This window comes from Staphylococcus sp. FSL K6-0223, assembly GCF_038008285.1.
On record NZ_JBBOYX010000001.1, the window covers coordinates 452,239 to 466,316 of the forward strand.

Sequence of the window (14,078 nt, forward strand, 5' to 3'; positions counted from 1 at the left end):
TTATGAAAATAAACGATAGTAAATACGAAGTATATGTAAATCATATTCATCATAGATTAAATAAGATAGGTCAAAGTTGGGAAGAGATCAAAAACTTAGGTAATGAAAATACCGATACACAACTAATGTTAGATAATCTATCTTCTGCTTTGATTGCTGAGAGATTGACAGTACAAGAATGGGAAGAACTTGTTGAAGAAATGTATCAGTTAGAAAAGGAAGTTAATATTGTCAAATTAGGAAGAAACGCCGAAAATGATGCTAAAATACCTAATACTATTTATTCATCTTGGCAAACATATAAACAAAAACTTGAAGATAAAGGTTTTTCTGAAAAATCAATTACTAATATAGAAAAATCTTCATTTGAGATATTAAAATCATTACAATTTGATACTCGAGAGAGCGGACCTATAAAGGGTTTAGTAGTTGGTAATGTTCAGTCTGGAAAAACAGCTAATATGGCAGGATTGATGGCTATGGCTGCTGATAATGGTTTTAATTATTTCATTGTTTTATCAGGTGTTATAGAAAACTTAAGACGACAAACAGCTTCAAGACTATACGATGATTTAAAAAATGTGAAGTTAAGAAATTTGGATTGGACACGTGTAGATAACCCGACTATTAGATCTAGAGAACCAGAACACGATATTAGCAAATATAATTTAAGTAATAACTCTAGGGATAAGTATTTTACTGTGTGTCTGAAAAATAAAGGTAGATTGGAAAGCTTGATTAAATGGCTAAAATCAGACCCTAATAAAGCAAAGCAATTGAGAATACTAGTAATAGATGATGAAGCTGATCAAGCAAGTATTAATACTAAAGATATAGAAGAAGAAAATTCAACAATTAATAAATTAATTAAAAAATTAGTGAATGATAAATCATTCTTAGCGATGAATTATATATCTTATACTGCAACTCCTTATGCAAATGTATTAAATGAAACTAGTAAAGACTCGTTATATCCTAAAGACTTTATAACTTTATTAGAACCATCTGAAGATTATATAGGACCTACACAAATTTTTGGTATGGAAGAGCCAGAAAAAAGTCCAAAAGTTGAAATTATAAAAGAAATTAGTGAAACAGATGCAAATTTGATAAAAGATATTCAAAAGGGTGAAACTGGACAAAATATACCAAGAAGTTTTAAGGATTCAATAAGATGGTTTATATTGACGGTTTGTGCTATAAGAACATATTCACTAAAAAAACCTATTAGTATGTTAATACATACAAGTTTTAAAATAGATCATCATGAAATCATTGCTGACAAAGTTCAAAATTATATTAAATATTTAAAAGATAATTTTGACGAACAAGTGTTATCAGAATTTCATGAATTATATGAATCTGAACAATATGTTATGAATAAACAAGTTTTTCTTAAGGGTATGGGAAGTTATTCTACACCAGAGCTTGTGCCAGAATATCCGGTATGGGAAAAAGTTAAAGAACAATTAATTAAAATGATTTCTCTTGATGATGATGAATTTATAAGTTATATACCATTAAATGAGGAAAAGGCCCCAGTATTTCATAATGGAATACATTTAGCAATAGATAATAGTAGAACAAGAGTAAATAATCAACAAGTAAGATTAATATATCCTGATAAAAATAATATGCCTGAGGTTGCCCCAGCATTTATTGTTATAGGCGGAAACACTTTATCAAGAGGTTTAACATTAGAAGGATTAACTACTACTTATTTCTTACGTACCACAAATCAAGCCGATACTTTAATGCAAATGGGAAGATGGTTTGGTTATAGAAAAGGATATGAAATTTTTCCTAGAGTATGGTTAGATGAAAATGCTAACAGACGCTTCTTATTTTTAAGTCAAATGAATGAAGAATTAAGAGAAGAAATACAACAATATGCCATCAATGGAAATACACCTATAGACTACGCTCCACGTATCAAGAACTCACCAGATTATCAACTAATTAGAATTACATCAAACAATAAACAACAGTCATCTATTGAAAGAGAATTTGACTTTTTTGGATTTAATAGTCAAACAGTATATTTCGAAAAAAATAATGACATGTTAAAACATAATTTAAATATAACAAAAGGCTTTCTTGAAGAGTTAAAGAACTGTGAGGTTAAAAATAATAAACTTATATGGAGAAATGTTGATAATTCGAAAATTAAGGCTTTCTTAAAAGATTATAAAGTATCACAAATAGATACTAAAATGCGAGCGTTACCTGCCTTAATTGAATGGCTCGAAACAAATGGAGGCACCCTTAACGGTTGGAGTGTTATTTTATCAGGAACAGGAAAAGTTTCTTCTTCAGAAAACCATAAGTGGAATATCAATGGATTTCATGTGAATTCAGTTGTTCGTACGAAATTGGTTAAAAGAAGTCAAGGAGATACAATTTCAATTGGCACCCTAAGAGTACCAGAAGATTTATATTCTGATATAGAATCTCCTCTTGAAAAAAAAGAAGGAAGATCAGCTAAAATGATAGATGTTCGTAATACTAGGGAAAAAAATGGATATGGTAATGTGCCTCAATTAATTATTTATAGAATTAATAAGGGAGATAAGGATATTAAAGTCAAAAATCCAGAATCTAGAGAAAAACTAGATTTTCCAGAGGACATTATTGGAATAAATATTATGCTTCCAGGAGTCTCTAAAGGTAATAATACTACTTATATTTCTGCAAAAATTGATTTTAAAGATGAAATGATAGATGAAGATGAATTTAAAGAAGATTTTAAGAATGAGGAGAAAGAAAAATGAAATTAAAGAATGCTCCCAATGACTTACAAAGCATGGCTCAAGATGGTGATGCAATTTTAAGATCGTTACAAAATAAGAGTTTACCTATTGTAGATCTTATGGTTAGAGAGTCTTTACAAAATAGTTTAGATGCTACACTACCAGAAAGTAGTGAAACAATTGTAGATTTTACATTAGGAAATTTCAATTCTTATCAACTTGCAACTAACCTTGAAGGTATAGAAGACAATTTAAATAGTAAATACAAGGAATATGAAAATTTCATTGCAATAAGAGATGAAAATACTTCTGGTTTAACAGGGAATTATAGTTCTACTGACCCAGAAGAATTAAATAAAAGTAATTTTTATAAATTAGTATTTGGTATAGGCAAAAATCAAGAAGCAGAAGGAGCAGGTGGTAGCTGGGGTTTAGGAAAAACGAGTTATTTCAGAATTGGAGCAGGAATAGTTATCTATTATACTCGCGTGAAGACTGATAATGGTTTTGAAGAAAGACTAATTGCTTCGCTTATAGAAAGTCCAAAACAAAAAGAAAAACTATTACCGAATAATGTAAGAGGTATTGCTTGGTGGGGAGAATATAAAGATGAATCAGATGAAAGAATCTTTCCTCTGACTGATTCAGAAAAAATTAAAGCGTTCTTAGAAATATTTGGATTAAGTCAATATACAAACGAAGAAACAGGCACAACGATTATCATACCTTACTTAAAAGATTTTAATTTAAATGAAGATGAGGAAAAGCTTTATCCTTGGGAAGAAGATAAAGAGCTAGCATTAAAATATGCAATTCAAAGATGGTATAATCCAAGATTAAATAATGAAGAATATAGAAAGTTAGTTAATAATTCTAAATTAATTGCACGAGTAAATGAAGAACCATTACTTGATAACTATAATATAGAACCATTTTTTGAAATGATGAAAGATTTATATACAAGTGCTTTAAAGGGAGAAAGTGGAGACAAAACAATAGTCACTCAACCCATTTATCTAAAGAAAAATGGTATGGATAAGCCGAGCAAGACACCGGTAGGACATATTGCTTTTAAAAAAGTTTCTAAAGAAGAGCTTAAAATGACGCCCCCTGATAATAGATATTCACCGCTAGAATTAATTGGCCTAAAAAATGAGAAAAAAGTCTTAGAAAATAGTTCTAAAATAATTGCTTATTGTAGAAAACCAGGGATGATTGTTGAGTATAGTATTGATGGTGAATGGGCACCTAAAGCAAGTTTGTTTAATGAAAATGATTTACTAATTGGTTTTTTTGTACCTAATTCGGAAGGACCATTAGCAATAAAATTTCAAAAAGAAGGCTATGATAAGCTTGAACAATATTTAAGAGCAACAGAAAATGCTGACCATGCTAATTGGATAGACGAAGATGGATTCGGTATTATAAATAGAATGAAAATTACAACAAGTAAAATAATAAGTGATTTTTATCAAGGTAATGATAGTGAAAAACAATCATCAGCTACGTCAGGCATTTCGAGAAAATTTGGTAAGTTATTTTTACCTCCAAAAAATTATGGAAGAACTTCTACAAGTAAGAGACAAAATAATACTAATTCTAGAATCTCAAGTGATAAGAATAGATTAGCTGATATCAATATTTTATCTTCTGAACCAATTGATAGAAATACAGTGAAAGTAGAGTTTGAAGCAAGTATTAAAAATACAGCTACTAGTGTTGTTTATCTTGAAGTTTTATCTCAAGAGAAAAAAATGACGAAAAAAGACTGGATAAAAACGATGGGAGAAGAAATTCAGTTTCCTTTTGAAATTAGTGACATTAAAATAAATAAAATTAATGAACAGATTTTAAATAAAAATATTGAACAATTTAATGATGAACAAATATCAATTTATCAAGAGTCTAATAATTTAGATGAATTTATTATAAAAAATATGAGTAACGATAAAGTTATTGTCTCTGGAGAAATGGTTATAAAAACTAATACCTTAGACTTTATACCTAATGTTTCTATAGCTTCAGATAAATATAAAGAGAAAGGAGATGATTAATTTTGACTCTTTCGACAAATCAAATAGCATTATATAGAAAGCTAAATGAGAAGTTTATTGATGAAGCAGGGGTTAAATTCGAACAACTCAGACTATATTATTCTTCTAATGATTTGGAAGAAGAAAAAGAAATTTCAATAGATAGCGAAAATGGAGTTTCTATTAATATTAATGAATTTGACTCAATGTGGTCTCCTTACGATAACAATCTTAGATTAGAGCAAAAATTGATTATTGAAAAACCATATTTATTATTCGGTAAAGATGGTATCACATGTACTGATAATACTATAGGTTTAGCAGTACATATTTATTCAAAAAGCTCTAGCTTTCAAGAAACAGTGAGAATTGCATCTTTTAAAAATCAAGCAAATAAACTAGAAATTACATTTGATTATAATTTTGAGCCTTCAACGATTAGAGGAGTAATCAATCTAGATTTCTTTTTATACTTAAAAGAAGTAAAAGATACGCTACCATATATGGCAAATACACAAGGAATGACTTTATCTTATGAAGATTTAAATCCTATTGAATTAGTAGTGGATGGAGTAGGATCTAGTTTTCCTATTACAGAGTTTGAAGATAAAGAAGGACCATTGTGGAAAATTGAAAAAAATTGGATATCGCCAGATGAAGATACATTAGATGCATCTAATGTAAGTATTGCATTTAATATTAAACATCCTCTGTTTTCAGAAGTGAAAAAAGAAACAAGAAAAATTAATCTTGGATATATGAATCACATTATTATGCAAGCTATGGTCCTTATTATTCAAGAAGTAATTCTCATTGAACAATATTCTATAGAAGATGAAGGAAATTTACTTCCTGGTACAATTCTTTCAGCTGTTTCATATTGGGTAAAAACTTTTAATGTAGATACTAGTGATATATTTTCTATACAAAATAGTCTTATGAATGGTATTGAAAATTTAAATCAGGAGGAAACAAATTAATATGATTAATTGGGAAAATGTAAGATACGATATAAGTAATGCCAATAAAGACTTTGATAAACTAGTCGTTAATATAAATGAAATTGAACCTATTAATCCTCCAGAAGAATTTGAACATTTACGTGAACAATTAATTGAAGCTAGAGATTCATTATATGATGAATATAATTTTGATAATGCGAATAAATTGGACTATCAATTTGACGTTTTATTTGGATTAAAGTTATATGATATTTTAAGAAAAGATGACGATTTTTCTAATAGAGTAGCGGCAAATGACGAAATTTGGAGATTTTTATCTATTAAAGTGATACCAGATATTGTACATGCCAGATGGGGAATGAATGCTTCTCACTTTTATCAAACGTCACGTAGAATTTGGTTGAAAACGATATGGTGGTATATTCATTTGTCATGGCAAAATAGTATTGACGAAACTTACAAAATTTTAATAGATAATACGACTGATACTATACTTCAATTAGTTGAAAGACCAGGTTTAGGATATAATGTTGAATTATTTAGAGAAATTATGAAACAATATGCAAATTATAATGATAGCTCAAGAAATTTATTTAGAACAGTTTTAAAATTAAACACTGCTAAAATTCTTACTACATCTCCTGAGTTAGTAGATGGGGGAATCGAAAAATATGTTGATAGTTTATTTAAAATGGCTAAGGTCCAATAGTAATGATTTATAATAATGAACTATATTTAAATGTATTAAAAGAAAACTGTAAAATTTATGATAAGTTATCGATTATTTCAGGATATGCTTCAGCATCTTTTTTAGAACGAATTATAGAAGAATTTCCTAATTTAAAAATAGAATTATTCATTGGTATGAGTCAAGAAGGCGTATTAAGAGCTAATCATAAACAGTATTTAAGAATTATGAGTATAAATAAAAATGTAAATATTTATTATCAGTATAAGGCAGCTTTAACTCATATTAAAGCATATGTTTTTTCTAACAGTGAAGAGACTAAAAGCTTTGCGGGCTCTGCAAACTTTACAGAAAATGGATTTATATTTAATAATGAATTATTATGTGAAACTAATGAGTCTTTAAATGAATTATTCGATGATCAAAAAAAGAAGTCAAAATTATGTAATGATAAATCAATAAATGAGTATTTGCAAATTGTAGATAAAAGAAATTTAAGAGAAGATATTTTTAATGATATCGATTCTATTAAAAAAAATATTAAAGAATTTAATAAAAAAAATAATATAAAATCTGACTTAAAAGTGGATAATTCAGATGTTTTTATTAAATTACCAATTGTTGTACCTTTAAAAGCTAATAAGAGATGGGATAGTTCAGGAATAAATGGCGAATTTTCTAATAGGAAACCTCATTTAATTAAATCTAATTATAATAATGTAGCTGATATGAAAAGCTTTTTTATTCAAGATGCTGAACTTGACATCATTGATTTTAAGGGAGAATCTATAAAAGGTAAATTAGATGGGGAATTTAATAGAGAATTACATTTTCTAAATATTAATTTGTATGATTATTTTAGTAATATAATTGGTTTAAAAGAAAAAACCCCTATAACTCACGAACATCTAGAGTATTTTGGTTATAAATTCTTTACTTTCAAAAAAGTTGATAGTAATAAATATTTATTAACATTTACAAATTAAAGGGGGAATTAAAATTTTTAGAGTAATAGAAACGTTTAGTGGTATAGGCAGCCAAGCTCAAGCATTAAAAAACTTAAATATTGATTATTCAGTAGTAGCAACTGTTGAATGGGAAATTGGCGCTTTATATGCATATGATATCATTCATAATGGTTCACAAGATCTTAAACCACTAAGACATCATACGAGAGAATCTATTTTGAAGGTTTTATCAAAATATAGTTTATCTAATGATGGAAAACAACCGATGACTCAAAGAGGTTTAAGTGCATTAAATATGACTCAACTTAAGTCAATATTAATTGCAATTGGAAGAACAAATAATTTAGTAGATATCACTTCGGTAAAAGCTATAGATTTGCCTGATGCTGATTTACTTACATATTCGTTTCCATGCCAAGATTTATCAAAAAGCGGTCATTGGCATAAAAATGAAGGTGGTATAGATAGAAATGCCAATAATAGAAGCACATTATTATGGCAAATTGAAAGAATATTAAAAGAGTATGTTGAACAAGATAAAACGCTACCTAACTTCTTATTAATGGAAAACGTAAGTGAAATTTTATCAGATAAGCATAAAGATAATTTTATTGAGTGGTGTGAGTTTTTAGAATCTTTGGGATATGTAAATCAAATATATACATTAGATTCTAGAAATTTTGGAGTGCCACAAAGTCGAATAAGAACTTACATGATGAGTATTAAAGTCAATAATGAATATCAACAAAGAAAATTAGAACAATACTTATTTGAAAATAACTTAGAACATTATCAGTCTATTAACTTTCATCCTTTATCTGAGTATTTAAAGCTTGATTATAATAATGATATATATAGACATGAAGCTATAGAAAGCACTCCAACTTTTACTCCATCTCGAGAAAAAATATTAAAATTAAATAGACATCTTGCTAAAGATAATATTGCATTTGATAATACTATTGCTAGAACTATTACTACCAAACAAGATAGACATCCTAATTCGGGTATTATTTTATATGATCAAATCAATTTGGTAGAAAAAAATAAAATGTATCGAAACCTTACTCCTAGAGAATGTTTTTTATTAATGGGTTTTGATGAAAAAGATTTTAATAACTTAATGAGAAATAATATTGTTTTTGAAAATGATAGAAAAATCTTACCTAATTCTAAGCTTATTCGTTTAGCTGGTAATAGTATCGTTGTGAATGTTCTTGAAAAAATATTTTCTCAAATGCTAGAAATTGAAAAGACGATTCTAAATAATCAATTTCTTAAAAGCTAAGACTTAGTATGTTTTTAAGTCTTTTATTTATGTGTGCAATTTGCGACATTCCTAAAGGAGCAAATTGCACGCATTTTTCTATTCCCTAACATACTTATCATTTAAATTCAACTTACATGTGAAAAAATGAACAAACAAATTTTTAAATTATTGAACTATTTGTGAAAATCATCACATACCCCTTTTAAAATAAAAAAAAGCGTGTATGATAAGAATTGTAAGGAATAAGTAATTGGAGTGATACTAATGAGAAAGGTAATAGAAGGCGTTATTTTTTCTGAAGAAGGTAGCTACGATATTTATTTAAAAACAGGCGTAAACCAAGGATTAATTAGTGATATAAAAGATGGATATATGACAATTGATTCAATGTCGTATTTAGATGCTGAACGTTTATACTTCTATGGTCTCGAACGTAAAACACTAGTTACAAATTAAAATACAGAATTGAATGACCTCCTATAACATTCATGAACGTATAATGTCATGCCCTCGTTGGTGAGCAATCGAGGGCATACCCTAAATATACCCCCAATCATTTTTGGATAATGTGTTAAAACCCACATCTCACTTCCCTTGATGTGGGTTTTTTATTATAAAGATTTAAAGTTGTTCTTCACTTCGTTATATTGATACTCTTGATTATACAATTTGAACTTATAGCCCTCTTCACTAGAAAAAGGCATTCGAATATTTGGAATGTGATCCATTCGTGCAATAAATTCTCTTTCTTGACGTGTGCGTTCTTTGACACTCATGTTTAACCATTCTTCTTTAGTAAATAAATCTTCGAAACGAAATGAAAAACTTGTGCGGCCTACTTTTTGACGTAATGCTTGAACTAATGGACTAAAATCTTTCGCAATCACAGACATATTCTATTCCCCTTTATTTATAGTAATATATATCTTCACTTTATTACGTTTACTTTTAAATTACAATCTATAATTGAGACTTTAAATTGATACAGACGTTTATTTATAGAGAATTATGGAAATTGAATGAATAAACAACAATAAAGGATGATGAATATGGCTAAATTAACAGATAAAGTTGCGATTATTACAGGTGCGAGTAGTGGAATTGGTGAAGCAACAGTCAAACGACTTGCTGAAGAAGGCGCTAAAGTTGTACTAGCTGGTCGTAGTGATGAGAAGTTACAACGTGTTGCAGAACATTTGAATGAAGGCGACTACCTTATTACGCCAACCAATGTGATGTATCGTGATGACGTTGATGCGCTCGTAGAAAATGCGATTGCTAAATTTGGAAAAGTCGATATCTTTGTTAATTGTGCAGGCATTAACTTATCTTCTAAAATCACAGATTACAAAGTAGACGATTGGGATAAAATGGTTGATACGAATATTAAAGGATTATTATATGGTCTGAATGCCGTACTTCCTCATTTTGAAGAACAATCTAGTGGTCATATTGTCAATATGGCATCTATTTCGGGCTTTGAAGTTAATAAGACAAGTGCATTATACAGTGCAACGAAATCTGCTGTATTACGTATCGTAGAAGCTTTAGAAAAAGAGCTTGCGCGAACAGGCATTAAATCAACAAGTATTTTACCAGGAATGGTAGATACGCCTATGACAGAAGGATATGACTTTGGTGATAGAAAGAAATTAGATCCTGAGAATATAGCTGATGCGGTGATTTATGCAGTGACACAACCTGCACATGTGAACGTTAATGAAGTCATCGTTCGTCCAGTTTAAATCTAATGAGAATAAGAGCGTTTCTTGCCTATGGTAGGGAACGCTCCTTTTTTAGTCAATATTAGTGTTGAAATGTTACACTTATATTGAAAGATCATATAACTTAAAAGGGTGATAAAGTAATGGAACAACGTTTATTTGAATTGCTAGATGTATTAGTCAAATATAATACGGAGAGTCCTCCTGGACGTAATACGGATCCTTTACAAGATGAGATTGAGCACATATTAAAAACACTAAACTTTGATATTCAACGTGAACATTTATATGAAAATGATAGTATTATCGTCGCAACATTAAACGGGGAAGATGAGGATGCACCTAAATTAATTCTCAATGGTCACGTAGATGTGGCAAATGTGGACGATGATTCTAATTGGCAATATCCACCGTTTCAACTGACTGAAAAAGAGGGATGGCTTTATGGTCGTGGTGTGAGTGATATGAAAGGCGGTATGGCCTCGCTGTTTTATGTGCTTGAAAAACTATATCAAGAAGGACGACGACCTAAAGGAGACATTGTCGTGCAATCTGTAGTAGGAGAAGAAGTGGGTGAAGCGGGAACAAAACGCGCATGTGAAATCGGTCCTCAAGCAGATTTAGCATTAGTATTAGATACAAGTGAAAATATGGCACTTGGACAAGGCGGGGTCATTACAGGGTGGATTACTGTTAAAAGTAAGAATACCATTCATGATGGTGCACGTAGTCAAACGATTCATGCTGGCGGAGGTTTATTTGGTGCGAGTGCAATTGAAAAAATGACTAAAATCATTCAAGCACTGAATGAACTTGAACAACACTGGGCAGTAATGAAACATAGTCCTGGCATGCCACCAGGTGCGAATACGATTAATCCAGCAGTTATTGAAGGGGGACGTCATCCTGCTTTTATTGCTGATGAATGTCGTTTATGGATTACGGTTCATTATTTACCGAATGAAAGTTATGAAGACGTTACAAAAGAGATAGAAACGTATTTAAATCGTGTTGCAGATGCAGACATTTGGTTGAGAGAGAACCCGTTACAGTTCGAATGGGGCGGTGAATCAATGATAGAAGATAAGGGAGAAATTTTCCCAAGTTTCACTATTCCATTAGAACATCCAGGCTTTAAACAATTACAAGATGCGCATTATCACGTTCATCATAGCGAAATGAAACATGGTATGAGTACCACAGTGACAGATGGAGGTTGGACAGCTCATTTTGATATTCCAACCATTTTATATGGTCCAGGTAGTTTAGAAGAAGCCCATAGTGTGGATGAAAAGATAGAAGCACAAGAACTTCAAACTTATAGTAATGTGTTATATTCATTCTTAAAACACTGGTATGAACATCCTGAGAAATAAATTAAAAAGCCAAGTCGTGCTGTTGAATGACACGACTTGGCTATTTTATAATCACATTATTTTTTTAATGTTTTTCGAAGACGATTGACCCAGCTAGCTCTTCTTTTGGAAACGACGGGCATTCCTGAAGGCTGGGTTGTCTCCTTTTTTAGCTTTTTACCATATTTAACTGCTTCTTTCATCAAGTAAGCTTGTGAATTTAATGGAGATAAATCATTTTGAACGTAATGATACTCACCATACTGATCTTGATAACGACCTTTTTGATTATCAGACAATTGTAAATTCATAAAGTCTACAAGACGTTTACCGATTTCTTTATCTTCTACAGGGAATAAGATTTCAACACGTTTAATCATGTTACGTGTCATTACGTCTGCAGATGATAAATAAATACGTTCGTCACCATTATTGTAGAAGTAGTAAATACGAGAGTGTTCTAATAGACGACCTACAATACTGACAACTTCAATATTTTCGCTGACACCTGGAATGCCTGGTTTTAGGCAACAGATACCGCGAATAATGAGTTGAATTTTAACACCCGCTTGAGATGCTTCAAATAATTTTTCAATGATGGCCTTATCAGTTAAGGAGTTCATTTTCATCATAATTTTACCGTTACCATGTTGACGATGACTTGCAATTTCTTTATCAATGCGATCAATAAAGACGTCGCGAATATCGAATGGTGCGACAATTAATTTATTATATTCAGGTTTAACTGAGTAACCACTTAAATAGTTAAAGAAATTAATGGCATCTTCAGCAATTAATTTATCTGTCGTAATGACACCCATATCTGTGTATAGTTTTGCAGTTTTATCGTTATAGTTACCTGTACCTAAGTGTACGAATGAAGTTAATTCGCCACCGATACGTTTAACGACAAGAGCAATTTTACTATGTGTTTTTAAATGGGTCATACCATAAATGACGTGACAACCTGCATCTTCTAACATACGTGCCCAATGAACGTTATTTTCTTCGTCGAAACGTGCTTTTAATTCTACAAGTACAGTCACTTGTTTACCATTTTCAGCCGCTTCTTTTAAGCTTTTAATAATGGGTGAATCTTTACTTACACGATAAAGCGTTTGTTTAATCGCAATCGTGTTAGGATCTTCAGCTGCTTCACGAATAAAGTCTACGATAGGCTCAAATGATTCGTATGGGTGATGGAAAAAGACATCACGTTTTAATGCAAGATCATACACATTATTGTTACCTAATGAACGTGGAATTTGTGGTGTATATTTATCATATGTTAAATATTTCAATTTATGGGATAGATGGTCAACTAAGCCAAAGATAAATGTTAAATCTAAAGGTCCATTAAGTAAGTAAACGTCTTGTTCATCCACTTCTAAAGTGTCTGTTAACCATCCTAAATCTTCGATAGACGCTGTACGATTGTCGACTTCTAAGCGTACAGCAGAACCACTTTTACGTTCTTTTAAGAAGCGTTCAATTTCGATAAGTAAGTCTTCAGCACCATCTTCATGAATCGTTAAATCAGCATTTCGAGTAATTCTAAATGTAAAGGTATTTAATACTTCATAGCCTGTAAATAAGTGATTAATGAAGTGTGTAATGACATCTTCTACCATGACTACATATTGTTTTGAACCTTCATTATAAGTTAAAAATCTAGGGATAAGAGATGGAATTTGAACAATCGCTGAGTTAATGGCATCATCTGTATCGATATCTACGAAGATATTTAGACTTTTATTATTTAGTTTTGGGAAAGGATGGTATGCATCTATACCAAGTGGTGTTAACGTTGGTAAAATAGTTAGTTTAAAATCTCTTTCTAACTTGCTTAAAATAGAGTCAGATAAGTTTTCTGGTTTACACATAACAATGTCATAATTGCGTAATTCTTCGATAAGTTCGTTATAGCGTTCATATTGTATATTGACATATTTTTTAGCTTTTTCTTGAATCGCATCTACTTGTTCTTGTGGTGTCATTTGTGTTTTGTTTTCAGGTTTATCGAATCCCATTTTTACTTGGTCTTTTAAACCAGCCACACGCACCATAAAGAATTCATCTAAGTTCGAACTAAAGATAGATACGAAATTTAATTTTTCTAATAGTGGATTGTTGTTATCATAAGCTTCTTGTAATACACGATAGTTGAAATCTAACCAACTGAGTTCGCGATTATTATAGTACTTCGGCAAGCTAATATCATAGTCTCCCAATTGAGTTTGCATATTCAAAATACACCTCGTCATTTCTTCGATTATCAATCTTTCTATTTGTAAAAATATATAGTCTATGACAGAACTATCTACCTAT

The 14,078-nt window shown here is 30.4% G+C and carries 11 protein-coding genes; 9 read left to right on the forward strand and 2 right to left on the reverse strand.

What is annotated here, in order from left to right; translation table 11 throughout:
- Positions 1–2: 2 nt before the first annotated feature.
- The 7 genes from MHI13_RS02115 to MHI13_RS02145 all read left to right on the forward strand — a co-directional run bounded on the left by MHI13_RS02115 (position 3) and on the right by MHI13_RS02145 (position 9,127).
- A complete protein-coding gene (locus MHI13_RS02115) occupies positions 3–2,771 on the forward strand; it encodes a Z1 domain-containing protein (RefSeq protein WP_145423072.1) in 2,769 nt (922 codons plus the stop codon).
- Positions 2,768–4,804, forward strand: a complete 2,037-nt coding sequence (locus MHI13_RS02120) for a hypothetical protein (protein WP_145423074.1) — start codon at positions 2,768–2,770, stop codon at positions 4,802–4,804. Before MHI13_RS02115 ends, MHI13_RS02120 begins: the two co-directional genes overlap by 4 nt.
- Positions 4,805–4,806: 2 nt before the next feature.
- Positions 4,807–5,763, forward strand: a complete 957-nt coding sequence (locus tag MHI13_RS02125) for a hypothetical protein (protein ID WP_070647427.1) — start codon at positions 4,807–4,809, stop codon at positions 5,761–5,763.
- Position 5,764: 1 nt separating this feature from the next.
- On the forward strand, positions 5,765–6,454 hold the full coding sequence (locus MHI13_RS02130) for a hypothetical protein (RefSeq protein WP_070647429.1): 690 nt from the start codon (positions 5,765–5,767) through the stop codon (positions 6,452–6,454).
- 2 nt (positions 6,455–6,456) lie between these two features.
- Entirely contained in the window at positions 6,457–7,419 is a 963-nt protein-coding gene (locus tag MHI13_RS02135; RefSeq protein ID WP_145423076.1) for a phospholipase D family protein, read from the forward strand.
- A gap of 199 nt (positions 7,420–7,618) precedes the next feature.
- The gene (gene dcm, locus MHI13_RS02140; RefSeq protein WP_242276220.1) at positions 7,619–8,689 is read left to right on the forward strand and encodes a DNA (cytosine-5-)-methyltransferase; all 1,071 of its coding nucleotides are present in this window, start codon (positions 7,619–7,621) and stop codon (positions 8,687–8,689) included.
- 246 nt (positions 8,690–8,935) lie between these two features.
- On the forward strand, positions 8,936–9,127 hold the full coding sequence (locus tag MHI13_RS02145) for a hypothetical protein (RefSeq protein ID WP_002448449.1): 192 nt from the start codon (positions 8,936–8,938) through the stop codon (positions 9,125–9,127).
- Between the two features lie 155 nt (positions 9,128–9,282).
- Here MHI13_RS02145 and MHI13_RS02150 read toward each other — a convergent pair whose 3' ends face one another.
- The gene (locus MHI13_RS02150) at positions 9,283–9,564 is read right to left on the reverse strand and encodes a DUF1413 domain-containing protein (RefSeq protein WP_017175015.1); all 282 of its coding nucleotides are present in this window, start codon (positions 9,562–9,564) and stop codon (positions 9,283–9,285) included.
- Between the two features lie 156 nt (positions 9,565–9,720).
- Between MHI13_RS02150 and MHI13_RS02155 the strand changes: the two genes are divergently transcribed.
- Together MHI13_RS02155 and MHI13_RS02160 are read left to right on the forward strand one after the other, a co-directional pair.
- Positions 9,721–10,416, forward strand: coding sequence for an SDR family oxidoreductase (locus MHI13_RS02155; RefSeq protein ID WP_070647434.1), 696 nt, complete (start codon positions 9,721–9,723; stop codon positions 10,414–10,416).
- A gap of 122 nt (positions 10,417–10,538) precedes the next feature.
- The gene (locus MHI13_RS02160) at positions 10,539–11,771 is read left to right on the forward strand and encodes an acetylornithine deacetylase (RefSeq protein ID WP_070547880.1); all 1,233 of its coding nucleotides are present in this window, start codon (positions 10,539–10,541) and stop codon (positions 11,769–11,771) included.
- Positions 11,772–11,827: 56 nt separating this feature from the next.
- On the opposite strand, the gene MHI13_RS02165 is transcribed toward MHI13_RS02160, so the two are convergent.
- Positions 11,828–13,993 carry an RNA degradosome polyphosphate kinase gene (locus MHI13_RS02165; RefSeq protein WP_070547882.1) on the reverse strand — a complete coding sequence of 722 codons (2,166 nt, stop codon included), beginning with the start codon at positions 13,991–13,993 and terminating at the stop codon, positions 11,828–11,830.
- Positions 13,994–14,078: the final 85 nt, after the last annotated feature.

Bases quoted from the DNA above. Each gene is read 5' to 3' on its own strand.
- MHI13_RS02115 (WP_145423072.1), top strand. From the start codon at position 3: ATGAAAATAAACGATAGTAAATACGAAGTATATGTAAATCATATTCAT.
- MHI13_RS02120 (WP_145423074.1), top strand. From the start codon at position 2,768: ATGAAATTAAAGAATGCTCCCAATGACTTACAAAGCATGGCTCAAGAT.
- MHI13_RS02130 (WP_070647429.1), top strand. From the start codon at position 5,765: ATGATTAATTGGGAAAATGTAAGATACGATATAAGTAATGCCAATAAA.
- MHI13_RS02135 (WP_145423076.1), top strand. From the start codon at position 6,457: ATGATTTATAATAATGAACTATATTTAAATGTATTAAAAGAAAACTGT.
- MHI13_RS02145 (WP_002448449.1), top strand. From the start codon at position 8,936: ATGAGAAAGGTAATAGAAGGCGTTATTTTTTCTGAAGAAGGTAGCTAC.
- MHI13_RS02150 (WP_017175015.1), bottom strand. From the start codon at position 9,564: ATGTCTGTGATTGCGAAAGATTTTAGTCCATTAGTTCAAGCATTACGT.
- MHI13_RS02155 (WP_070647434.1), top strand. From the start codon at position 9,721: ATGGCTAAATTAACAGATAAAGTTGCGATTATTACAGGTGCGAGTAGT.
- MHI13_RS02160 (WP_070547880.1), top strand. From the start codon at position 10,539: ATGGAACAACGTTTATTTGAATTGCTAGATGTATTAGTCAAATATAAT.
- MHI13_RS02165 (WP_070547882.1), bottom strand. From the start codon at position 13,993: ATGCAAACTCAATTGGGAGACTATGATATTAGCTTGCCGAAGTACTAT.